Origin of the sequence: Sphingomonas sp. (genome assembly GCF_036269755.1) — a bacterium.
Lineage (GTDB): Bacteria > Pseudomonadota > Alphaproteobacteria > Sphingomonadales > Sphingomonadaceae > Sphingomonas.
Genome location: NZ_DATBDV010000022.1, coordinates 1 through 19,846, shown reverse-complemented (window position 1 = coordinate 19,846; position 19,846 = coordinate 1). Strand labels below are relative to the sequence as shown.

The 19,846-nt window shown below is 65.6% G+C and carries 22 protein-coding genes; 12 read left to right on the top strand and 10 right to left on the bottom strand.

Annotated features, from left to right (window positions below):
• Nucleotides 1–3 precede the first annotated feature (3 nt).
• Nucleotides 4–429 (top strand): acyl-CoA thioesterase, encoded by a 426-nt coding sequence (locus VH326_RS14580; protein ID WP_329632568.1) that lies wholly within the window; start codon nt 4–6, stop codon nt 427–429.
• Nucleotides 430–558: 129 nt separating this feature from the next.
• Here VH326_RS14580 and VH326_RS14575 read toward each other — a convergent pair whose 3' ends face one another.
• Both VH326_RS14575 and VH326_RS14570 read right to left on the bottom strand, forming a co-directional pair.
• Nucleotides 559–1,338: a crotonase/enoyl-CoA hydratase family protein gene (locus VH326_RS14575; RefSeq protein WP_329632567.1), complete on the bottom strand. Its 780-nt coding sequence runs from the start codon at nt 1,336–1,338 to the stop codon at nt 559–561.
• A gap of 99 nt (nt 1,339–1,437) precedes the next feature.
• Nucleotides 1,438–2,979 carry an acyl-CoA synthetase gene (locus VH326_RS14570; RefSeq protein WP_329632566.1) on the bottom strand — a complete coding sequence of 514 codons (1,542 nt, stop codon included), beginning with the start codon at nt 2,977–2,979 and terminating at the stop codon, nt 1,438–1,440.
• A 66-nt stretch (nt 2,980–3,045) separates the two neighbouring features.
• On the opposite strand from VH326_RS14570, the gene VH326_RS14565 reads away from it, so the two are divergent.
• Together VH326_RS14565 and VH326_RS14560 are read left to right on the top strand one after the other, a co-directional pair.
• Entirely contained in the window at nt 3,046–3,480 is a 435-nt protein-coding gene (locus tag VH326_RS14565; RefSeq protein WP_329632565.1) for a PaaI family thioesterase, read from the top strand.
• Complete coding sequence (locus tag VH326_RS14560) at nt 3,477–3,863, top strand: PaaI family thioesterase (RefSeq protein ID WP_329632564.1); 387 nt, start codon at nt 3,477–3,479, stop codon at nt 3,861–3,863. Before VH326_RS14565 ends, VH326_RS14560 begins: the two co-directional genes overlap by 4 nt.
• Nucleotides 3,864–3,876: 13 nt before the next feature.
• Here the strand turns inward: VH326_RS14560 and VH326_RS14555 are convergent, their stop codons facing one another.
• From VH326_RS14555 to VH326_RS14535, 5 genes are all read right to left on the bottom strand, one after another.
• A complete protein-coding gene (locus VH326_RS14555) occupies nt 3,877–4,344 on the bottom strand; it encodes a nuclear transport factor 2 family protein (protein ID WP_329632563.1) in 468 nt (155 codons plus the stop codon).
• 93 nt (nt 4,345–4,437) lie between these two features.
• Nucleotides 4,438–5,691 (bottom strand): PQQ-dependent sugar dehydrogenase, encoded by a 1,254-nt coding sequence (locus tag VH326_RS14550; RefSeq protein WP_329632562.1) that lies wholly within the window; start codon nt 5,689–5,691, stop codon nt 4,438–4,440.
• Nucleotides 5,692–6,101: 410 nt separating this feature from the next.
• Nucleotides 6,102–7,619, bottom strand: a complete 1,518-nt coding sequence (locus VH326_RS14545) for a glycosyltransferase family 39 protein (protein ID WP_329632561.1) — start codon at nt 7,617–7,619, stop codon at nt 6,102–6,104.
• Between the two features lie 60 nt (nt 7,620–7,679).
• Nucleotides 7,680–8,792, bottom strand: a complete 1,113-nt coding sequence (gene dnaN, locus VH326_RS14540; RefSeq protein ID WP_329632560.1) for a DNA polymerase III subunit beta — start codon at nt 8,790–8,792, stop codon at nt 7,680–7,682.
• 145 nt (nt 8,793–8,937) lie between these two features.
• Nucleotides 8,938–9,603: a porin family protein gene (locus VH326_RS14535; protein ID WP_329632559.1), complete on the bottom strand. Its 666-nt coding sequence runs from the start codon at nt 9,601–9,603 to the stop codon at nt 8,938–8,940.
• 147 nt (nt 9,604–9,750) lie between these two features.
• Between VH326_RS14535 and VH326_RS14530 the strand changes: the two genes are divergently transcribed.
• Together VH326_RS14530 and VH326_RS14525 are read left to right on the top strand one after the other, a co-directional pair.
• Complete coding sequence (locus VH326_RS14530; protein ID WP_329632558.1) at nt 9,751–10,404, top strand: histidine phosphatase family protein; 654 nt, start codon at nt 9,751–9,753, stop codon at nt 10,402–10,404.
• Entirely contained in the window at nt 10,401–10,865 is a 465-nt protein-coding gene (locus VH326_RS14525; RefSeq protein WP_329632557.1) for a hypothetical protein, read from the top strand. The genes VH326_RS14530 and VH326_RS14525 overlap by 4 nt, the downstream gene beginning before the upstream one ends.
• Before the next feature lie 13 nt (nt 10,866–10,878).
• On the opposite strand, the gene VH326_RS14520 is transcribed toward VH326_RS14525, so the two are convergent.
• Nucleotides 10,879–11,790 carry a lysozyme inhibitor LprI family protein gene (locus VH326_RS14520; protein WP_329632556.1) on the bottom strand — a complete coding sequence of 304 codons (912 nt, stop codon included), beginning with the start codon at nt 11,788–11,790 and terminating at the stop codon, nt 10,879–10,881.
• Between the two features lie 151 nt (nt 11,791–11,941).
• Between VH326_RS14520 and VH326_RS14515 the strand changes: the two genes are divergently transcribed.
• Nucleotides 11,942–12,454 (top strand): hypothetical protein, encoded by a 513-nt coding sequence (locus VH326_RS14515; protein ID WP_329632555.1) that lies wholly within the window; start codon nt 11,942–11,944, stop codon nt 12,452–12,454.
• 57 nt (nt 12,455–12,511) lie between these two features.
• Nucleotides 12,512–13,696, top strand: coding sequence for a 23S rRNA (adenine(2503)-C(2))-methyltransferase RlmN (rlmN, locus tag VH326_RS14510; RefSeq protein ID WP_329632554.1), 1,185 nt, complete (start codon nt 12,512–12,514; stop codon nt 13,694–13,696).
• Between the two features lie 3 nt (nt 13,697–13,699).
• Here rlmN and VH326_RS14505 read toward each other — a convergent pair whose 3' ends face one another.
• On the bottom strand, nt 13,700–15,049 hold the full coding sequence (locus VH326_RS14505; RefSeq protein WP_329632553.1) for a glycoside hydrolase family 1 protein: 1,350 nt from the start codon (nt 15,047–15,049) through the stop codon (nt 13,700–13,702).
• Nucleotides 15,050–15,155: 106 nt separating this feature from the next.
• Between VH326_RS14505 and VH326_RS14500 the strand changes: the two genes are divergently transcribed.
• Genes VH326_RS14500 through VH326_RS14485 form a run of 4 tightly spaced genes read left to right on the top strand, consistent with a single transcriptional unit; the run spans nt 15,156 to nt 18,780 of the window.
• A complete protein-coding gene (locus tag VH326_RS14500; RefSeq protein ID WP_329632552.1) occupies nt 15,156–15,914 on the top strand; it encodes a sulfite exporter TauE/SafE family protein in 759 nt (252 codons plus the stop codon).
• Nucleotides 15,915–15,960: 46 nt separating this feature from the next.
• Complete coding sequence (locus VH326_RS14495; RefSeq protein ID WP_329632551.1) at nt 15,961–16,734, top strand: cytochrome b/b6 domain-containing protein; 774 nt, start codon at nt 15,961–15,963, stop codon at nt 16,732–16,734.
• Nucleotides 16,731–17,489: a molybdopterin-dependent oxidoreductase gene (locus VH326_RS14490; RefSeq protein ID WP_329632550.1), complete on the top strand. Its 759-nt coding sequence runs from the start codon at nt 16,731–16,733 to the stop codon at nt 17,487–17,489. Before VH326_RS14495 ends, VH326_RS14490 begins: the two co-directional genes overlap by 4 nt.
• A gap of 58 nt (nt 17,490–17,547) precedes the next feature.
• Nucleotides 17,548–18,780: a cyclopropane-fatty-acyl-phospholipid synthase family protein gene (locus tag VH326_RS14485; RefSeq protein ID WP_329632549.1), complete on the top strand. Its 1,233-nt coding sequence runs from the start codon at nt 17,548–17,550 to the stop codon at nt 18,778–18,780.
• Here the strand turns inward: VH326_RS14485 and VH326_RS14480 are convergent.
• Nucleotides 18,777–19,169: a DUF1801 domain-containing protein gene (locus VH326_RS14480; protein WP_329632548.1), complete on the bottom strand. Its 393-nt coding sequence runs from the start codon at nt 19,167–19,169 to the stop codon at nt 18,777–18,779. The genes VH326_RS14485 and VH326_RS14480 overlap by 4 nt on opposite strands.
• Nucleotides 19,170–19,236: 67 nt before the next feature.
• Between VH326_RS14480 and VH326_RS14475 the strand changes: the two genes are divergently transcribed.
• Nucleotides 19,237–19,846: argininosuccinate synthase domain-containing protein (locus VH326_RS14475; protein WP_329632547.1), on the top strand; the 610-nt coding region annotated here is incomplete at its 3' end.

Genomic DNA, 19,846 nt, shown 5'->3' with positions numbered 1-19,846 from the left:
CGCATGCCGCGCCCCGCTCCCTGGCGTCTCGACGCCTCCGCCTACCCGCATCACGACTCGATCCAGACCCGGTTCGCCGATCTCGACGTGCTCGGCCATATCAACAACGTCGCCTGGGCGGCTTTGTTCGAGACGGCGCGCGTCCGCTTCTTCGGCGAGATCATGGGCAGCAGCCCCCGGCGCAACCGCGGCCTCGTCGCCAATGTCGAGATCAACTATCTGGCCGAGGGCAGCTTCCCCGGCGAAGTGCAGATGGTCCACGGCATCGGCGCTCTCGGCACGCGATCGTGGCAGGCGCTCGGCCTCGCGCTGCAGAACGGAACCCCGATGGCGACGTGCGACGTGACGATCGTCACCACCAACGGTGCGATCGACCCCGACTTTCGCGTGGCGCTCGAACAATGGCGAGCGCGCGCGCTGGCCGATTAAGCTCGCAATGTTGGAATTCGAATGACACGCTGCGACTCGCTCATTGACGAGGCCGGGGCGGCGGCTGGCGGGCAAAAGGCGAGATCGACGGATCGGAACGACACTGCGATAGTGTGACCTTTCCGCCATTCAATCCCGGAAAACCGCCGCGCGCTTCGCCATATTGGCGGCGACCGCTTCCATCATGTTGGGCTTGCCGATCACTGCGACCTGCTCGTCGGTTTCCATCTGGAGCAGCGCGCGTGGGTCGGCGTCGTGCGCGGCATTGGCGAGCCGCTTGATGCCGCGGATCGCGTGCGGGCTGCGGCCGGCGATCGCGGTGGCGAGTTCCATCGCCGCGGCGTGCGGATCGTCGGCGATGCGGGTGATGAAGCCATGGGTCAGCGCTTCGTCGGCGTCGAACTCGCGCGCCATGTAGGCCAGCTCGCGCAGCACGTCGTCGCGCACCAGCCCGCGCCAGATCGGCCAGCCGGCCATGTCGGGGACTAGCCCCCAATAGCTTTCGCGGATCGCGAAGCGGCTGCCGGGTGCCGCGATGCGGATGTCGGCGCCCCCCATGATCTGAAATCCGCCGCCGAACGCGACCCCGTGGACCGCGGCGATCACCGGCATCGGCAATTGCCGCCAGCCCCAGGTGACGTGCTGCGGCAGGATGCTGCCCTGATCGTTGCGCCCGCGCCCGGTGCCCGACCCGCCCGCCTGCATGCTCGCCATGTCGAGCCCGGCGCAGAACGCGCGGCCCTCGCCCGATAGCACGACGCAGCGCACGTCCTTGCGGTCCGCCAGGCTGTCGATCGCCGCGCCGATCGCTTCGAACATCGCCGGATCGATCGCGTTCATCTTGTCGGCGCGAGTCAGGCGGACATCGGCGATCTGGTCGACGACGGTGATCGATACGCGGTCGTTCATTTTTCCAATCTCCGTCGCCCCGGCGGAGGCCGGGGCCGCTCAGTTACAACGCTTTGCGTCCGTCAAGTGGCGGCCCCGGCCTGCGCCGGGGCGACGACGCTAAACGATCCGACTCCCCGTCTCGCCCCAATAACGATCGCGCAGCAGCCGCTTGTAGAGCTTGCCCGTCGGATGCCGCGGCAACTCCTCGGCAAAGTCGATCTGGCGCGGCGTCTTGACCCCCGACAGCTCGGCGCGGCACCATGCGGTCAGCTCGTCGGCCAGCGCCGGCCCGGCCTCGGCCATGTCGACCGGCTGCACCACCGCCACCACGCGCTCGCCCATTTCGGGGTCGGGCGCACCGATCACGGCGACGTCGGCGACGCGCGGGTGGGTGATGATCCGGTTCTCGATCTCCTGCGGGTAAATGTTCACCCCGCCCGAGATGATCATGAAGCTCTTGCGGTCGGTCAGATATAGGAATCCGTCCTCGTCGAGCCGCCCGATATCGCCGAGCGTCGACCAGCCGTGCGCGTTCCTCGCCTCGGCGGTCTTGGCCGGATCGTTATGATATTCGAACTGCCCGCCGCCCTCGAAATAGATCAGGCCCTCGGCGCCGATCGCCAACTCTTCGCCATCCTCGCCGCAGATGTGCGCCACGCCATAAGCGGGCTTGCCGACCGAGCCTTTATGCTCGAGCCACTGGTCCGACGTGATCGTGGTCAGCCCGTTGCCTTCGGATCCGGCATAATATTCGTAGATCACCGGCCCCCACCATTCGATCATCGCCTGCTTGACGGGGATCGGGCACGGCGCGGCGGCGTGGATCGCGGCCTTCATGCTCGAAATGTCGTGCCGCGCGCGCATTTCGGGCTCGAGCTTGAGCATCCGGACGAAATGCGTCGGCACCCATTGACTGCAATTGGCGCGATGCGCCTCGATCGCCGCCAATGCCGCGAGCGGGTCGAAATGCTGCATCATCACCACGGTGCCACCGAGCCGGTGGACGGTCATCGACCAGCGCAAGGGTGCTGCGTGATACATCGGCGCCGGGCTGAGATAGATGCTGTCGGCGCCGAAGCCGTAGAGCCCGGCGGCAAGCTGCATCAGCACGTTGGGCGCGGCCGGATTGGGGTCTTCCGGCAAGGCCACGCGCACGCCCTTGGGCCGCCCGGTGGTGCCCGACGAATAGAGCATGTCCACCCCGGCGCGTTCGTCGGGGATCGGCGTGTCGGGCTGCGCGGCGAGCGCCTCCTCGAGCCGTTCCCATCCCGCTACGTCGCTCCCGAGCACCAGCTTGCCGCGCGTCCCCAGCAACGGCGCGAGTTGCTCGACGACGCGACCCAGCGCCGTCGATGCGACCACCAGCTTGGCGCCCGAATCCTCGACGATATAGTGCGCCTCGGGCGCGGTCAGCTTCGACGAGATGCAGACGTAGAACAGCCCGGCGCGCTGGGCGCCCCAAGTCAGCGCGTAATAATCGGGAACGTTGTCGAGCAGGAACGCGACGGTGTCGCCGATGCCGAGCCCGCGCGACCGGAACAGCTGCGCGACTTGGTTCGACCGCCGATCGAGATCGGCATAGCTCCACGTCTCGCCGGTCTCGGCGACGATCACAGCCGACTTGTCGGGGTTCGCCTGCGCATGGACGCTCGGGTGCATCGTCTCTCCTTTCCGCAGAGGCTAAGCGGGGTTGGCGGCGGCGGCAACCGTGCTAGGGCCGAATCGATGAACGGCTTCACCGGCTTCGACCCCGAACGCTTCTTTCGCGCCGGCCTCGGCCATGGCGGCGCGCTGGGCATCCAATATCATGCGCATGGCGACATGTGGGCCGAACTGGCACTGCCCTATGACGCGAAACTGGTCGGCAATCTCGGCACCGGGGTGGTCGCGTCGGGACCGATCCTGTCGCTGATGGACATGGCGACCAGCCTCGGCGTGTGGCTGCGCGCCGACGCGTTCGTGGCGCACGCGACGCTCGACTTGCGCGTCGATTACCTGCGGCCCGCGACGCCCGGAAAGACGGTGATCGGGCGCGGCGAATGCTATCGCCTGACTCGGTCGATCGCGTTCGTCCGCGGCCAGGCGCATGACGGCGACGCCGACGATCCGCTCGCGCACGTCGCGGGCACGTTCATGGCGCCCGACGGGTATCGCCGATGATCCGGATGCCGCCTTATGCCGATCTGCTCGGCCTCGTCGTCGAAACCGGCGACGACGGCGCGCCGGTGCTGATGATGCCGTTCGCGACCGAAGTGCTCGGCCGCCCCGGCTTCCTGCACGGTGGCGCGATCAGCGGGCTAATGGAGATGGCGGCGATCGTCGCCCTCCACGACGCGCTCGAGGGCGAGGGCGGCGGCGAGATCAAGCCGATCAACGTCACCGTCGATTTCATGCGCGGCGGTCGCGACAAGGAAACGCGCGCCCGGGGTATCGTCACTCGCCTCGGAACCCGAGTCGCCAACCTCGAAGCGACCGCCTGGCAGGACGACCCCGCCAAGCCGATCGCCGCGGCGCGGATGAATTATTTGATCGTGCGCGGCTGACCGCAGCAGCGCATCACTTGCCCGGTGGCGGCACTTGGGTCGAATGGAAGAATACCAGCCGCCATGCGCCGTCCTGCCAGCGCTCAATCGCCGATTCGAGCCACTCGATCTTACGCGTGCCGGTCGGGTCGGTGGCGCTGCCCCGATTGTCCCACGTCACCCAGGCCACGTCGCACACGATCTTTTCGTCGGGCGCGGTGACCGTCCAGGCCATCGTGGTTTTCATTGCCTTGAGCAGATCGATAAAGCCGACGAACTCGCTCGCGGAATATCGCCGGCCGCCGTCAAACGCGTAGAAGTCCGGCGCCAAGGTCGCCGCCATTGCGGCCTTGTCCCCCGCCATCGCCGCCGCATACATCGCCTCGACGGTAGCGGTCGGGCGCGGCGCGGAAGCGGGCGCGCACGTATCGGCCAGCGCAGCGCCGGGTAGCGCTACGAGGGCCACGGCAGTGAGGACCGGGGCAGCGATTCTGGCGATCATGGTGCGGTTCCCGCTTCGACGACCGTCGGTAGCGACGGCGCGCCGGAGAATGGCGCAGCCTGCCTGGTTACGCAACCGAACGGATATCCACCGCTATTTGCTCAGCCGAACCAGCTTCCCCTCATCCTCGAGCAGCCAGATCGACCCGTCCGCCGCCTGCGCAACGTCGCGAATCCGCCCGCCCATTCTCCATTGAGCGACCGGGGTGGCGGTATCGCCCGCCACCCGGACCTGGATCAACGCCTCGCCCGACAGCGCGGCGATCAGCAGCGATCCTTTGAGCGCCAGGAACATGTCGCCCGAATAATAGATCATGCCCCCCGGCGAGATTGACGGGTTCCACCACAATTTGGGCGCTTCGAAATCGGGGCGGCTGGGGTGGTCGGGGATCGGCTGGCCCGAATAATTGTCGCCGTTGGAGACGATCGGCCAACCGTAGTTCCTGCCGGCCACGATCAGGTTGAGCTCGTCGCCGCCGCGCGGGCCCATTTCCTCCTCCCACAATCGGCCATCGGGTGCGAACGCCATGCCGTAGGGATTGCGATGCCCGGTCGACCAGGTCATCGCCTCGACTCCGCCTTTGTCGTACATCGGGTTGCCCGGCGCGGCCTTGCCGTCGAGCGTGAGCCGCAAAATCTTGCCGAGCGCCTGCTTGGGATCCTGCGCCGGGCTGAATCGCTGGCGCTCGCCCGAACTCAGGAACAGATACTTGCCGTCGGGCGAGAACAGGATGTTCGCGCCGAACTGGCCGCCCGGGCCGTTCATGCCCGATCGCCAGATCACAGCGGCATTGCTCAGCTTGGCGCCGTGCAACGGGCAAGGTGAAGCGACGCATTCGTCATCGATGTCCAGCGTGCCCTTGGCGAGCGCGAGCGCACTCCCCGCCGCGCCGGGTTCGGCATAGCTGAGGTAGATCGTCCGGCTGCGCGTGAAATCGGGCGCGACCGCGACGTCGAGCAACCCGCCTTGGCCGCCGGCCGCAACTTTCGGCACGCCCGTCACTTCTCCCATCGCGCCGTCCGCGGTTCGGACCATCAGCTTGCCAGCTTTTTCGGTAACGAGCAGGTCGCCGCGCGGGGTGAAGGCCATCGCGAACGGCTCGTCGAACTTGCCGATCGTGGAGACCGCAAATGGCGGCGAGGTAAGCGGCAGGTTTGCACGTCCGGTGGTCGCGGGCACATTTTTGAGGTTGGGGTCATACGGGGAATTGCGTGGAACGCGGGTTTTCGTCGGGTCGAGAGCGTTGCCGCTATTGATCGACTGAGCGCTGCTCGGCGCGTTGGGCGTTGCCGAACACGCCGCGGCAGCGAGGATGGCGAACGAAAAAACGAATTTGCCGTTGGTCATGCGCAGCGTCCCGACTTCCTATCCGTTCAACTCAGTGCCTTGCCGTTCGATCCCCTAAGGCTAAGATACGAATATACGGGGAAATCACCATGTTGGAGAAGTATTTCGAAAGCTTCGCCAAGGCCGGCGAGCGTTCCCCCGACGATGCAATGCTGGGCATGGCAAAGGTCATTCGTGAAGTGCCCGCCGCACCCGCGCCGCGGCTAGATCTCGCGGCGGAATTGCTCCGGCAGGGCAAGCCCGACCTCGCGCGTCGGGGCGCGAGCTTGCTACTCCTCGGCCCCTACGACTCAACGGGAAAGACAGCCGCGCAGCGCTCTTCCCGCGCGCCGCCTGAGGACCCTCCAAGATGTCGGCGTCAAAAGACGCGGTCGCCTGCGCTGTCAGACGTGGCCCTCTCAATCACCGCATCAATGTGGGTTGGCAACGGCCCGGCGCTGATAGACGACCTGAACCTTGTTTCCGACTTGGCGGGTCATCGCGACACGATAGTCGCGCTGCAAAATCGGCTCGATATACGCCCATGCCGCGGGGCTCGCCTCGGGGAAGCTTGCCGGGCTCCGGCTGATCACGAGGCTGGGCTTGGCATCCATGACTCGCTTGAGCTCGGTGACTTGATCGACCCCCAGCGAGCTGGCTTCGCGCGATTCGCTCAGGAACGTCGTGAACGCATAAGCGGTCGGCAAGCAGCTGTCGGTGAAGTGGTAGAGGATTGGATCGCCGCTGAAGACGAAGACGCATCCCGTCAGCCGGGGTTTGACATAGGCGGCGATGGCGCGGGCCGCCGAGCCGTCGCCCCGATTGTGGCGGTTTCGTACGATGGTGTTCGCGGCGATGAGCAAGCCCGCGACCAGCACCGCAACGCCGAGATATAACCCTGTCGGCCTCATCCTTGAGCGCAGGATCAGACGACGATCGTAAACGACAGAGCCGGCAAGCGCGCAGGGCGCCAGGATCGGCAATGCATAGTGATCATGATAGGTGCCGAACACCAACAGCGCGAACACCGCGACGACCGCCCACCCGGCGAAAAAGCGACCGACGTTCCGATGGGCTTGCGGCGTGTTCCGAACCAGATGCAGGCAACCGGCGCCGGCGACCGACACGATCGGCGCGGTTTGCCACAGTATGCGCAGCAACCGCGCCCGCAACTCGTCGCCCATCACGGACGGTCGCTGAAAAACCGACTCGAAGTTGGCGAACAGGAAGGCCTGTTCGTGCCCGAGATACGCATAGAAAGCGGCGACGCCGATGGTCGGAACCACCGCGAGCAAGATCCAGACCGATGCCGAACCCAGGATCGTGGCGACCCGCTGGCCGTGCCGCCGGACATCGACGATCATCGCGAGGCCGAAAAAGGCGCCTTCGAAAATCACCGAATATTTCACCTGGATCGCGATCCCCATCAGGATCATCGCGGCGCATCCGTGCCCGAAGCCGCGCTTCGCTGCGGCGCGCGCGTCGAACGAGCGCGCGACCGAGGCGGCGGACGCCACCACCAACAGATTGTAAAATACCGGGGCTTGCCCCCCGTCTCCGCCATTGGCGGACAGGAACGCGATATAGACCAAGCCGGCCAGCGCCGCGGCGCTCTCGGACGCGATCCGGTTAGCCAACCGCGCGACTCCGTAAGCGGTCAGCCCGACGAACAGCGTCGCGACGATCTGATACTGCATTATGCCGTCGCCCCCCAGCAACCGACACGCGGCAAAGATCGCGAACAACCCGATCGGCTTGCGATCCCAAATATCGACATAGGGCAGCGTGCCGTGGAGCATCCGATCGCCGACCAGCAGATAGAATTGCTCGTCGATCTGGATCACCGGATTGCCGAATTGCGGCGCGCGAATGACGAAGGCCGCCATCGACAGCAGTAGCAGTAAAGCCGCGCGGGGATGCCGCGCGATGGCGGCACGAAGCGCGGTCATATGGGGGAGCGTGGACGAGACGCGGAGCCGGGCCGCCGCTGGTCGCGGCGAAGCGACACCTTACACCCGCATCGGCATCAATACGTAAAGCGCGGGCGCCTTGTCGTTTTCGCGGATCAGCGTCGGCGCGCTGGCGTCGGCGAGGTGTACCTCGACCGTATCGCCTTCGATCTGCCCAAGGATGTCGAGCAGGTAGCGACTGTTGAAACCGATCTCGAAACCTTGCGAAGCGTAGTCGCCGGGGACATCCTCGGCCGCGGTGCCGTTTTCGGGGCTGGTCACCGACAGCGTGATCTTGTCGCGGTCGAGCGCCATCTTTACCGCGCGGGTCTTTTCGGTGGCGATCGTGGAGACTCGGTCGACACCTTCCTCGAAACTGCGCGGGTCGATCTTGAGGATCTTGTCGTTGCCGGTCGGAATGACTCGGCTGTAATCGGGGAAGGTGCCGTCGATCAGCTTCGAGGTAAGTAGCGCCTGCCCGAGGTCGAAGCGGATCTTCGACGACGACAGCGACACGCCGACCGATCCGTCGATCTCGTCGAGCAGCTTGCGAAGCTCCGCGACGCATTTGCGGGGGATGATGATGTCGGGCATGCCCTCGGCGCCATCAGGGCGCGGCAGCGTGACGCGGGCCAAGCGGTGGCCGTCGGTCGCAGCCGCCTTGAGCACCGGCTGGCCGTCATCGGCGACGTGCCAAAAGATGCCGTTGAGGTAATAGCGAGTCTCTTCGGTCGAGATCGCGAAGCGAGTCTTGTCGATGATCTGCTTCAGGGTCTCGGCGGGCAGTTCGAACGAGACCGGCAACTCGCCCTCGGCAATCACCGGGAAATCGTCGCGCGGCAGGGTTCCGAGCTGGAACCGCGCGCGGCCGGCAACGATCTGCATCTTGCCCTCGGCCGCCGATAGCGAGACCTGGCTCCCTTCGGGCAGCTTGCGCGCGATGTCGAACAAGGTGTGCGCGGACACCGTGGTCGCGCCCGGCTGCTCGACCGCGGCGGGGATGCTTTCGTTGATCTGGAGGTCGAGGTCGGTCGCCATCAGCTTCAGCGATCCGTCGGCGCTCGCGTCGATCAGCACGTTCGACAGGATCGGGATGGTGTTGCGGCGCTCGACCACCGACTGGACATGGCTCAGCCCCTTGAGGAGCGTTGCACGTTCGATCGTCGCCTTCATGACCGTCATCCCCCGGGCCGGCGCCCATTCCTTCCCGCCAGACGTACAGAATCCGGGGGGCATTTTGCCGTCTTTTCTCCTTAACGACAAAAGGGGCCGGAGCAAGCGCTCCGACCCCGATATCAACAGCTTTTCGGAGGTCCGATCAGAATCGGAAACCGACGCCGACCACCGCCTGATGGCGATCGGTATCGACCGAGAAGTTGTTGGTGTTGGCGCCGTTGGGATATTCCAGACGAGCGTTGCCGTAGTTCGAATAGCGATATTCGATCTTGGCATAAGCGTGGTTGCCGATCGCCTGTTCGAGTCCGACACCGGCGCGCCAGCCGTCGAGGTTGAAATGGCGGCCGGTCTCGGTCGTGCCGTTCGACGCGACGAGGTCGAGCCGCTGGTTGGTGTAGCCGCCCTTGGCGTAGAGCAGGGTCGACGGCGCGACGCGATACCCGGCGCGGATGCCGCCATACAGGTCGCGGCCGGCCTTGACGCGGCCATAGCCGAGCGCGCCGGCGGCCGACGGATTGTTGGTGACCTTGCTGGTCGATCCGGTGACTTCGCCTTCGACGCCGAACACCCAGCGCCCGCTGCCGATGTCGTAGCCGACATCGCCGCCATAGGTCAGCCCGTCGGCCGAATTGCTGTCGTTGATATCCGAATTGGGCACTTGGCCGGGTTGCAGCCGGTCATAGCCGAGGATCACGCCGGCGCGCGGACCGGTGAAGGTCGCATCGGACGGCGGCGCGTCTTGCGCGAAAGCAGGGACGGCGACGCCGAAGCTGGCGAGGACGGCGGTGGCGAAAAGCAACGTACGCATTGAAGAACTCCATTCACTTGACCGGCCGCCGAGGGGGACGACGACGCGGGAAGCGCCCAATGGGTGAGGCCGCCGCGAGGTTGCATGAACCCCAGATAAACGAGGAAATTCGTTGCTTTCATGTCACAGGGCGTTGAAAGCGCGGCGATGAAAACCGAGCGCGCGATGACCGACCGCAAGGGCCGCGACTTCATCGCGCGGCATGGCGAGACGGTGTTCAACGCCGCCGGGCGATTGCAGGGCGAGGCGTCGCACACACCGCTGACTCGCAACGGTTTCGCGCAGGCCGACGAGATGGGCGAAGCGCTCCGCCACGCGCTCGGCAATCGGCCCAAACTGACCCTGTGGGCGTCGCCGACCGGCCGTGCGCTTCAGACGCTGGCGGTGATCGCCGAGCATGTCGGGCTCGACTGGCATGCCGCCAAAACCGACAAAAGGCTGACCGAAATCGGCATGGGGAGCTGGGGCGGGCGCTATTATGCCGACGTCATCGCCGAGGCGGGTGACGTGATCGACCGGCCGAGTGGGCTGCTGCTCTCCGCGCCCGATGGCGAATTGTACCACGAGATCGCCGAGCGCGTGTCGGGCTGGCTCGCCGACACCGCCGACGATCACAGCGACCGACTGGTGATCATGCACGGCATTTCGAGCCGCGTAATGCGTGGGGTGATGACCGGCGCGCCGCCCGCCGAACGCTTCGGCGCGCCCGCCGCAGGGCATTTGCCGCAAGGATCGCTGGTGATGATCGAGCGCGGGGTCGAGACGATCGTGCACCTCGGCGGCGGCGGGGAGGTCGCGTGAGGGCGCTGGCGATCCTGTTGCTCGTCGCGACGCCGGCGATCGCACGCGACACGATCGGGGTTTATCGCGGATGGGGCGCGTTCAGCGATGCGTCGCCGCGCCGCTGCTATGCGATCGCGCAACCGGTCGATCCGGCCGACCGTGCCGGATTCGTCAGCGTCGCCGACTGGCCGGGCCAGAACATCCGCGGCCAGCTCCATGTCCGCTTGAGCCTGCCGCGCGCCGCCACCGCGCGAGTCACGCTGTCGATCGGCGAGCGGCGCTTCGATCTCGTTGCCGGCGATGCCGACGCCTGGGCGCCCGACACCCGCACCGATGCCGCGATCGTCGCGGCGATGCGCAGCGGACGGTCGATGAGCATCGAAGGGCTCGGGCGCGACGGGCGCCCATTCGCCGACACCTACGCGCTGACCGGCGCCGCCACCGCGATCGACGCCGCCGCGCTGGCGTGCCGGCGCTGATCTTGCCGCGCCGCTACATCGCGTTGTTCATCGCACTGCCGGGATCGGCGCTCCGATAAGGCTGCAACCATTGCGTGCGCTCCTGCGAAACGCGGGTGTCGCAATTCAACCGCGCTATCTCCATCTCGGTGGGGTCGGTTGAGGCCGACGCGGCTTCGACGCGACAATCGGCATCCTTCTTCCTGATCCAGGTCCGTTGCACTGGCAGCAACTGCCCGTGTGTGTCGGGATTTAGCGATCGCCACACGGCCGTCAGTGCCTGCTCTGCCAATTGGTTGTCGGTCTTGGCGGATTCGAGGTTGGCGTTGCGCTGCTCCACCAACGCGGCATTTTCCACCGCCGCCTGTTGGTCCTTGGCTTGCTGCTCCTGACGCTGCGCGTCCTCGATTGAGGAGCGCATGAGACCAGCCGCGACCACGTCGCCCGCGAAGGTGAACATGTTGTTGCCGCTTTCCGCCTCGGCGAAGACCTTTGAGCCATCGTCTGTCGGTTGAATATTGAAGTCGAGCGAAGCCGAGAAACGATCGGCATTCTGCTCGATATCGTTCGAATCGGCCAAGTCTGCAACCGTGTTCAACTGGGCGTCGGCTCGTGCCTTGTCCGCGTCCGCGATCATCTCCGTGGGAAAGCGAACCTTCAGCGTCCCCGTGCAAAAGCGCTTGGTGCTGTTTGGGTCTTCCTTAGACGTCCGGATATCGTCGACGGCTATAACGAGTTGCGCAATTGCGGCGCGGATCTTCGAAAGCGAGACAGACCGGTTACCTGTTTCGTTGCGGACTTTGCCCGACACCGACTTTTCGAGTTGTTCCTTGACAAGATCAACCACCGTCGACTGCGCGCTTTCTGCAGTGCACTGGACTGGTTGGCGCTGACAGCCGGCAAGGCACAGCATCGCGATTCCGAAAACTGTAATGTGCCTAAACATTTTTCTCTCCCCCAATGCCCGCAATCATACTTGCAGCGGCATTGACTGCAATAGTTTGCCAATAGCCGGTCGGCCGGGTGTCGGCGTCTTGCACACTTGTCGGATGCGCGGCGGTGTGTTAGTTTGCTCGTACACTGCCGTGGAGGACATCATGATCCTGATCCCGCTGTTGCTCGCCGCCGTACCGCAGACCGCCCCGCCGCCCGCACCGCCAAAAGTCGATTGCGGCGACGCCGATCACCGCGCGTTCGATTTCTGGGTCGGCGATTGGGACGTGTCGGCGACCGGATCGCCGGGCGTGATCGCGCATAGCCGAATCGAAAAGATCGTCGGCTGCGCGATCAGCGAGACGTTCGACCAGACGATCGGCCCAGGCAACAAGCCCGTCGACTATCACGGGCGATCGATCAGCAACTACATCCCCGCCGACAAGGGATGGCGGCAATTCTACGTCGACAGCGGCGGCGCCGCGGCGACACTGACCGGCGGGTTCAGCAATGGCGGGATGGTGCTCGTGTCGAGGAACGGATCGGTCACCAACCGGATGACGGTTCGGCCGAATGCCGACGGCAGCGTCGATCAGCGCGGCGAATTCTCGATCGACGACGGCGCGAGCTGGAAGCTGGCGTACGACTTCACCTATCGCCGCCGCGCCGCCACCTAGAAAAGGCTGCGGTGTTCGCCTATGTGGCGCGTCATGCAGACAGAGTCGGCCGCCCTCATGCCCATTCCCGGGCACATCGACCCCGTGCCCGTCCCGCGAGCCGTCGTGCCGCGCGCTGACGGCCGGATCGACTTGCTTGGGCTGAGCAAAGACGATCTGCGGATGGCGCTCGAGACGTCGCAGCTCGAGCCGAAACAGGCCAAATTGCGCGCGAAACAGCTGTGGCATTGGATCTACAATCGCGGCGCGACCGACTTTTCGGTGATGAGCGACATTTCGAAGACGCTCCACGCCTGGCTGCAGCAGCGCTTCGTGATCAGCCGCCCGCAAGTGGTCGAGACTCAAGTGTCGACCGACGGCACGCGCAAATGGCTGCTGCGTTCGCCCGACGCGCAGGATTACGAGATGGTGTTCATCCCCGATGCCGATCGCGGGACGTTGTGCGTGTCGAGCCAAGTCGGCTGCACGCTCAACTGCCGGTTCTGCCATACCGGTACGATGCGGCTGGTGCGCAACCTGACGCCCGCCGAGATCGTCGGCCAGGTTATGCTCGCGCGCGACGCGCTCGGCGAATGGCCGAGCCAGCCCGAGGGCCGGATGCTGACCAACATCGTCATGATGGGGATGGGCGAGCCGCTCTATAATTTCGACAATGTCCGCGATGCGTTGAAGCTGGTGATGGACGGCGATGGGCTCGCGCTCAGCAAGCGGCGGATCACGCTGTCGACCAGCGGCGTCGTCCCGATGATGGCGCGCGCCGGCGAGGAGATCGGGGTCAACCTCGCGGTCTCGCTCCACGCGGTGACCAAGGAAATCCGCGACGAAATCGTACCCTTGAACCGCAAGTACGGGATCGAGGAGCTACTCCAGGCCTGCGCCGACTATCCTGGCGCGAACAATGCGCGGCGGATCACGTTCGAGTACGTGATGCTGAGGGACAAGAACGACAGCGACGAGGATGCGCGCGAGCTCGTCCGGCTGATCCGCAAGTACAAGCTGCCCGCGAAGGTCAATTTGATTCCGTTCAACCCCTGGCTGGGCGCGCCCTACGACACCTCGACCCCGGATCGCGTGCGCGCTTTTTCGAACATCATCTTCGAAGCCGGCATCTCCGCCCCCGTCCGCACGCCGCGCGGGCGCGACATCGATGCCGCGTGCGGGCAGTTGAAGACGGCGAGCGAGAAGAAGAGCCGGGCGGAACTCGACCGGCTCGCCGAGGAGAAGCTGGCGGCGCTGGGCTGAGGCTCAAATCCGGTTCGCGCGCGCGATGGCGCCGAGGTGGCGCGCGCTCGGCTTGAGCGTTCGCCTGAAGGTCGTACGATCGACCGCGGCCAGGCCGAAATGCACGCCGAACCCCGATCCCCATTCGAAATTGTCGAGCAGCGACCAGTAAAGATAGCTGTGCACGGCGATCCCCTCGTCGATGCAGTCGCGCAGCCCCGTCAGCGCCTGGTCGATATACGCGATGCGGCGCGTATCGTCGTCGGTCGCGATACCGTTCTCGGTGACGTAGATCGGCTTGCGGATCGTCGCGTGCGCCCAGCGGATCGTGTTGGCGAGCGCTTGCGGATAGAATTCGTAGCCGGCCTTGGTCAGTTCGGCCCCCGCCGGCGGCGCGACCGCCCCGTTCGGTCCGACCAGGATTCGCGTATAGGTCTGCACGCCGACGAAATCGGCATAGCTGCGCGCGACCTCGGTCCACCCGCCATACAGCCGGCCGCGATAGGTGTCGGCGAATTCTGGCGCGCCGATCGACTGGATGTCCTGCGTGGTTAGCGTCAGCCCGACCGGCAGCGACGGGCGCGCCGCCTTGATCGCGGCATAGCCGCCGCGATGCGCTTCCAGCAGGATCGGCTGCGCGATTGCCGGGTCGGCATAAGCGAGCCGAGAGAATTTGGGCGAATCGGTCGCCTTCGAGGCGACCGCTAGCGATGCTCTGGCGATCGGCATCGCCGCCGCCAGTTGCGGCATGACGTTGACCAACAACCCGATATTCGCCTCGTTGAACGTCGTTGCGGCATGCATCAGCCCGCCGAGATGCGCAGCGGCGGTGCCGCAATAGCGCGCGAACAGATCGGGCGCGTCCGTCACTTCGAACCCGCCGCGCATCGCGAACCATAAGGGCGTGGTGAAATGGTTGAAGGTCACGATCGGCTTCAGCCCGTGCGTGCGGCACGTCTCCAGCACGCGCGCATAATGATCGAGCTCGGCATTGGAGAAATGGCCCTGATTGGGCTCGATCCGCGCCCATTCGATCCCCAGCCGATAGCAGTTGAAGCCAAGCCCGGCGGCGATCGCGATATCCTCGGCGTAGCGGTGATAGCTGTCGCACGCGTCGCCCGAGCGTTCCTTGAAGATCGTGGGCTTGAGGTTCTCCATCAGCCAGGCGTCGCTGTTGGTGTTGTTGCCCTCGCTCTGATGCGCCGAAATCGCGGTACCCCACAGGAAGCCGGGCGGCAGCGCGCGGGTGGACCTGATTCGCGGCAGAGCGGCGGCGGTCGCGGCATAGCCCGCGCCGAGCGCGGCACCGGCGACGACCGTTCGACGAGTCAGCGCGGCCGACGGATTGGGTGCTGACGCCGGGGGCTTGCTCATCGGGCTTTTCTCCAGCTGCATTCATTCACTTGCGGATGAACGTATTGCTTTAACGCTGCCATGGTCAACGCTCGACAAAGCCGCGCCGGGCGGGAATGACGCAGGCGTGACCGCGCCGCTCGCCTTGCTGTTCGCCGCCGGTGCCGGATTCGTCGGCGGCGCGATGAATGCGCTCGCGGGCGGCGGGACGTTTGCGACGCTGCCGTCGCTGCTCGCGATCGGGTTGCCGGCCAACATCGCCAACGCGACCTCGAACGTCGCCTTGCTGCCCGGCGCGGCGACCAGCGCCTGGGCATTCCGCGACGAACTCGGGCCGGTCGGCGGGGTCGACTACCGCTTGCTCGCGGGCGTGACCTTCGTCGGCGGGCTGGCCGGGAGCGTGCTGCTGGTGCTGACGGCGAGCCGCGCGTTCGACCTGATCATCCCCTGGCTGGTGCTCTACGCGTTCGTCGTTCTCGCGCTCGGCAAACGCGCGGCGGCGTGGCTGCAGCGGCGCGTGACGATCGGACGCAACGCATTGCTGAGCGTGCAGATGCTGCTCGGCATCTATGGCGGCTATTTCGGCGGGGGCGTCGGGCTGATGACCACCGCCACGTACGGCCTGCTCGCCGGCCATTCCCCGCGCGAGCTGTTCGCGCCGCGCACGCTGATGCTGGCGATCGCCAATCTCGCGGCGGCGATCGTGTTCGTTTCCGCCGGCATGGTGCGATGGTGGGCGTGCCTGCCGATGCTGGCCGGGGCGATCCTCGGCGGGTGGGCGGGCGCGCATGTCGGCAAGAAGCTGCCCGCGTCCGCGGTGCGGGTGTGGACTCTGCTCGTCACCGGGGTCACCGCCGCGGTGTTCTTCTGGCGCGCCTATAGCTGAATTCCGCTGTCCTGCACCGTGCCGGTGATGGTACAGGCCAGCCAGGATGGACGACACGGCCACTCCCGCGACCATCGCCAACGTCGAGGAGGCCGCGCAGGCGCCTCAACTTCCTCAACTTTCGCGCACCGTCTACCGCCATCGCCTCGCGACTCGGCTGTGGCACTGGGTCAACGCGATCACGATCTTCGTGATGATCGGCAGCGGGCTGACGATCCTCAATGCGCACCCTCATCTCTATTGGGGGCGGTTCGGCGCCAATTTCGACCAGCCCTGGCTCGACCTGCCGCACTGGCCCGGATGGGTGACGATCCCGGCCCACTATAACCTTGCGCTGGCGCGTCGCTGGCATTTGACCTTCGCGCTGGTGCTGGGGTTCGGGCTGCTCGTCTTCATGGTTGCGAGCCTGATCAATCGTCATTTCCAGCGCAACTTGCGGGTGCGGGCGAAGGAAGTGGCGCCGCGCCACCTGCTCGACGACGCGATCGCGCACACGCGGTTCGATTTCCACAATCCTGACGATCCCGCCGCGTACAACACGCTGCAAAAGCTCTCCTATGTGTCGACCATCTTCGTGCTGATCCCGCTGATGATCTTCACCGGACTGGCGATGTCGCCGGCGATGGACGCGGCGTGGCCGTGGCTGCTCGAGATTTTCGGCGGGCGGCAATCGGCGCGGTCGATCCACTTCATCGCCGCTGCCTTGCTGGTCGGGTTCGTCGTCGTCCATCTGGCGCTGGTCATCCTGGCGGGGCCTTTCGAAGAGACGATGTCGATGATCACGGGACGGTGGAAGCTGCCCCCGGAGCGCGGCGAATGACGCTGATCACGCGACGGGGATTGGCCGGCATGGGCGTGGCGGGCGCCGGGCTGCTGCTGTCGGGGTGCGACAAGCTCGCCGACCAGCCGGGGTTCCGCAAGATCCTGTTCTCTGGCGACAAGATCAACAAGGGGCTGCAACGCGCCCTCAGCAACCGCGCCGCGCTCGCTCCCGAATTTCGCCCTGACCAGATGTCGCCGCTGTTCCGGGTCAATGGCACGCACGATCCCGGGACCGCCGATTATGCCGCGCATGTCGCCGCGCGCTTTGCCGATTGGCGGGTGCAGGTCGGCGGGCTGGTGACGCGGCCGCTGAGCCTGAGCCTCGAGGATCTCGCCGCGATGCCGCAGCGCGCGCAGATCACCCGGCACGATTGCGTCGAGGGCTGGAGCGCGATCGGCAAGTGGCAGGGCCCGATGTTGGGCAATGTGCTCAAGGCAGCGGAGGTGCGCGATACGGCGCGCTACGTCGTGTTCACCTGCGCCGACCTCTACAACGGCGCTCCTTATTACGAATCGATCGACATGGTCGATGCCTTCCATCCGCAGACGATCCTGGCTTGGGCTATGAACGATCAGCGGCTCTCGGTCGGGCACGGCGCGCCGGTGCGCCTCAGGGTCGAGCGCCAACTCGGCTACAAGCACGCCAAGTACGTGATGAAGATCGACGCAGTCGACAGTCTCGCCGGAATCGGCGCGGGGCAGGGCGGCTATTGGGAGGATGCGGTTGGCTACGATTGGTATGCCGGAATCTGACTAGCTTGGCCGGTTGTACCTTTCCCCCGCCGTAATCGCGCGGTAGCAGCGCTGCCCTATGGCGATCATCGACCGTTTTTTCGTTCGCGCATTCAAGCGCGGCACGCTGCAAGTGACCTATGCCGACGGGTCGGTCCGGACGTTCGGGGCGCCGGACCCCGAATTCCCCGACATCGCGATCCGGTTCGCCGATCGCGCCACGCCGGGCCGCATCCTGCGCGACCCCTCGCTGGGATTGGCCGAGGCGTTCATCGAGGGCCGCGCCACGATAGAACGTGGCGACATCATGGGATTGCTTGCGCTGGCGACCGCGAACAACCGGTGGGAGGCCGCGACCGGCGCGCTCGATCCCAATGCGGCCGCGCGCACCGTCACGTGGATCAGGCGAAAGATCGACCAGTATAATCGCACGCGGGTGTCGCGACAGAACGTCAAGCACCATTACGATATCGGCAACGCGCTGTACGACCTTTTCCTCGACGCCGATCGCCAGTATAGCTGCGCCTATTTCCTCGATCCCGGCGAAAGCCTCGAACAAGCGCAGCTCGACAAGAAAGCCCATATCGCCGCCAAGCTGGCGCTCACGCCGGGGATGCGGGTGCTCGACATCGGCTGCGGCTGGGGCGGGATGGCGCTGTACCTCCACCAGACCTACGGCGTCGACGTGCTCGGCATCACGCTGAGCGACGAGCAGATAAAAACCGCGAACCAACGTGCCGCGGATGCCGGGGTGGCCGATCACGTCAAGTTCGCGCTGACCGATTACCGCGAGCAGACCGGCAGCTTCGACCGGATCGTCTCGGTCGGCATGTTCGAACATGTCGGCCCGCCGCAATATCGCACCTTTTTCAAGAAGTGCCGCGACCTGTTGACCGAGGATGGCGTGATGCTGGTCCACACGATCGGTCGCGCCGGCGGGCCGGGAGTTACCGACGAATTCACCGCGCGCTATATCTTTCCCGGCGGCTATATCCCCGCGCTGTCGGAGATCGCGAAGGGTTATGAGGGCCTGCGCTACTACATGACCGATTGCGAGGTGCTGCGGCTGCATTACGCGTACACGCTCCAGACTTGGTACGACCGCGCGGTCGCCAACAAGGACAAGATCGTCGCGATGTATGACGAAACGTTCTTTCGGATGTGGACGTTTTATCTCGCAGGGTCGTGCGTCAGTTTCCGCTATGGCGGCATGGTCAACTACCAGCTGCAATTCGCGCGCAACCGCCACGCGCTGCCGATCACGCGCGATTATATGCTTGCCGAAGAACGTCGGATCGCCGGGAAGGCCTAACCGGCCCAGGCGGCGGCGATCAGTTCGTCGAGCACGCCCGTGTCCACGTCCGCCAGTTTCTTGATGTGGAGACAGCCCTTGCCGGTGCCGTGCTTGCCGAGCCGGCCGACGATCGCCGCGTTACGCTCGATTCCCATGCCGTACAGCGTCAGCGCGGCCTTGCGCGGCGAAAAGCCCATCTTGCAGATGCTGCCCTCGCGCCCACTATCGTATTTGTAGTGGTTGGCCCCGAACCCGACGATCGACGGCCCCCACATCGTCGGCGGCTCGCCGGTGATCCGCGCCATCGCGGCGCACACGGCTTCCGCATCGCCGCGGCGTGGCTGGTCGATCGTCGCGAGATACGTCGCCGGATCGCCCGCGGTCGGTTTGGTCTTGTTGTCCGCCATGTGCTCCCCCGGTTGCACCGACTCGGCGGCTCGCATAGGGCGCGGGCCGCAGTGAAGGATCGTGCCGATGAGTGAAAAGATCAACCGAGTCGTTCTGGCCTATTCGGGCGGGCTCGACACCAGCGTCATCCTCAAATGGCTCCAGCAGACCTACAATTGCGAGGTGGTGACCTTCACCGCCGATCTCGGCCAGGGCGAGGAGCTTGAGCCGGCGCGGCGCAAGGCCGAGCAGGCCGGCGTCAAGCCCGAGCACATCTTTATCGACGATCTTCGCGAGGAGTTCGTCAAGGATTACGTCTTCCCGATGATGCGCGCCAACGCGCTGTACGAGGGGCTGTATCTGCTCGGCACCTCGATCGCGCGGCCGCTGATCGCCAAGCGCCAGATCGAGATCACGCGGCAGGTCAATGCCGACGCGGTCAGCCACGGTGCGACCGGCAAGGGCAATGATCAGGTCCGTTTCGAGCTCGGCTATTACGCGCTCGCGCCCGACATCAAGGTGATCGCACCGTGGCGCGAGTGGGAGCTGACGTCGCGCACCAAGCTCCTCGAGTTTGCCGAAGAGCATCAGATCCCGATCGCCAAGGACAAGCGCGGCGAGGCGCCGTTCTCGGTCGACGCCAACCTGCTCCACACCTCGTCCGAGGGCCGCGTGCTCGAGGATCCGAGCCAGCCGG

What these genes read in the sequence shown, in the direction of transcription:
- VH326_RS14580 (WP_329632568.1), top strand. Translation starts at nt 4, where the DNA reads ATGCCGCGCCCCGCTCCCTGGCGTCTCGACGCCTCCGCCTACCCGCAT.
- VH326_RS14575 (WP_329632567.1), bottom strand. Translation starts at nt 1,338, where the DNA reads ATGAACGACCGCGTATCGATCACCGTCGTCGACCAGATCGCCGATGTC.
- VH326_RS14570 (WP_329632566.1), bottom strand. Translation starts at nt 2,979, where the DNA reads ATGCACCCGAGCGTCCATGCGCAGGCGAACCCCGACAAGTCGGCTGTG.
- VH326_RS14565 (WP_329632565.1), top strand. Translation starts at nt 3,046, where the DNA reads ATGAACGGCTTCACCGGCTTCGACCCCGAACGCTTCTTTCGCGCCGGC.
- VH326_RS14560 (WP_329632564.1), top strand. Translation starts at nt 3,477, where the DNA reads ATGATCCGGATGCCGCCTTATGCCGATCTGCTCGGCCTCGTCGTCGAA.
- VH326_RS14555 (WP_329632563.1), bottom strand. Translation starts at nt 4,344, where the DNA reads ATGATCGCCAGAATCGCTGCCCCGGTCCTCACTGCCGTGGCCCTCGTA.
- VH326_RS14550 (WP_329632562.1), bottom strand. Translation starts at nt 5,691, where the DNA reads ATGACCAACGGCAAATTCGTTTTTTCGTTCGCCATCCTCGCTGCCGCG.
- VH326_RS14545 (WP_329632561.1), bottom strand. Translation starts at nt 7,619, where the DNA reads ATGACCGCGCTTCGTGCCGCCATCGCGCGGCATCCCCGCGCGGCTTTA.
- dnaN (WP_329632560.1), bottom strand. Translation starts at nt 8,792, where the DNA reads ATGAAGGCGACGATCGAACGTGCAACGCTCCTCAAGGGGCTGAGCCAT.
- VH326_RS14535 (WP_329632559.1), bottom strand. Translation starts at nt 9,603, where the DNA reads ATGCGTACGTTGCTTTTCGCCACCGCCGTCCTCGCCAGCTTCGGCGTC.
- VH326_RS14530 (WP_329632558.1), top strand. Translation starts at nt 9,751, where the DNA reads ATGAAAACCGAGCGCGCGATGACCGACCGCAAGGGCCGCGACTTCATC.
- VH326_RS14520 (WP_329632556.1), bottom strand. Translation starts at nt 11,790, where the DNA reads ATGTTTAGGCACATTACAGTTTTCGGAATCGCGATGCTGTGCCTTGCC.
- VH326_RS14515 (WP_329632555.1), top strand. Translation starts at nt 11,942, where the DNA reads ATGATCCTGATCCCGCTGTTGCTCGCCGCCGTACCGCAGACCGCCCCG.
- rlmN (WP_329632554.1), top strand. Translation starts at nt 12,512, where the DNA reads ATGCCCATTCCCGGGCACATCGACCCCGTGCCCGTCCCGCGAGCCGTC.
- VH326_RS14505 (WP_329632553.1), bottom strand. Translation starts at nt 15,049, where the DNA reads ATGAGCAAGCCCCCGGCGTCAGCACCCAATCCGTCGGCCGCGCTGACT.
- VH326_RS14495 (WP_329632551.1), top strand. Translation starts at nt 15,961, where the DNA reads ATGGACGACACGGCCACTCCCGCGACCATCGCCAACGTCGAGGAGGCC.
- VH326_RS14490 (WP_329632550.1), top strand. Translation starts at nt 16,731, where the DNA reads ATGACGCTGATCACGCGACGGGGATTGGCCGGCATGGGCGTGGCGGGC.
- VH326_RS14485 (WP_329632549.1), top strand. Translation starts at nt 17,548, where the DNA reads ATGGCGATCATCGACCGTTTTTTCGTTCGCGCATTCAAGCGCGGCACG.
- VH326_RS14480 (WP_329632548.1), bottom strand. Translation starts at nt 19,169, where the DNA reads ATGGCGGACAACAAGACCAAACCGACCGCGGGCGATCCGGCGACGTAT.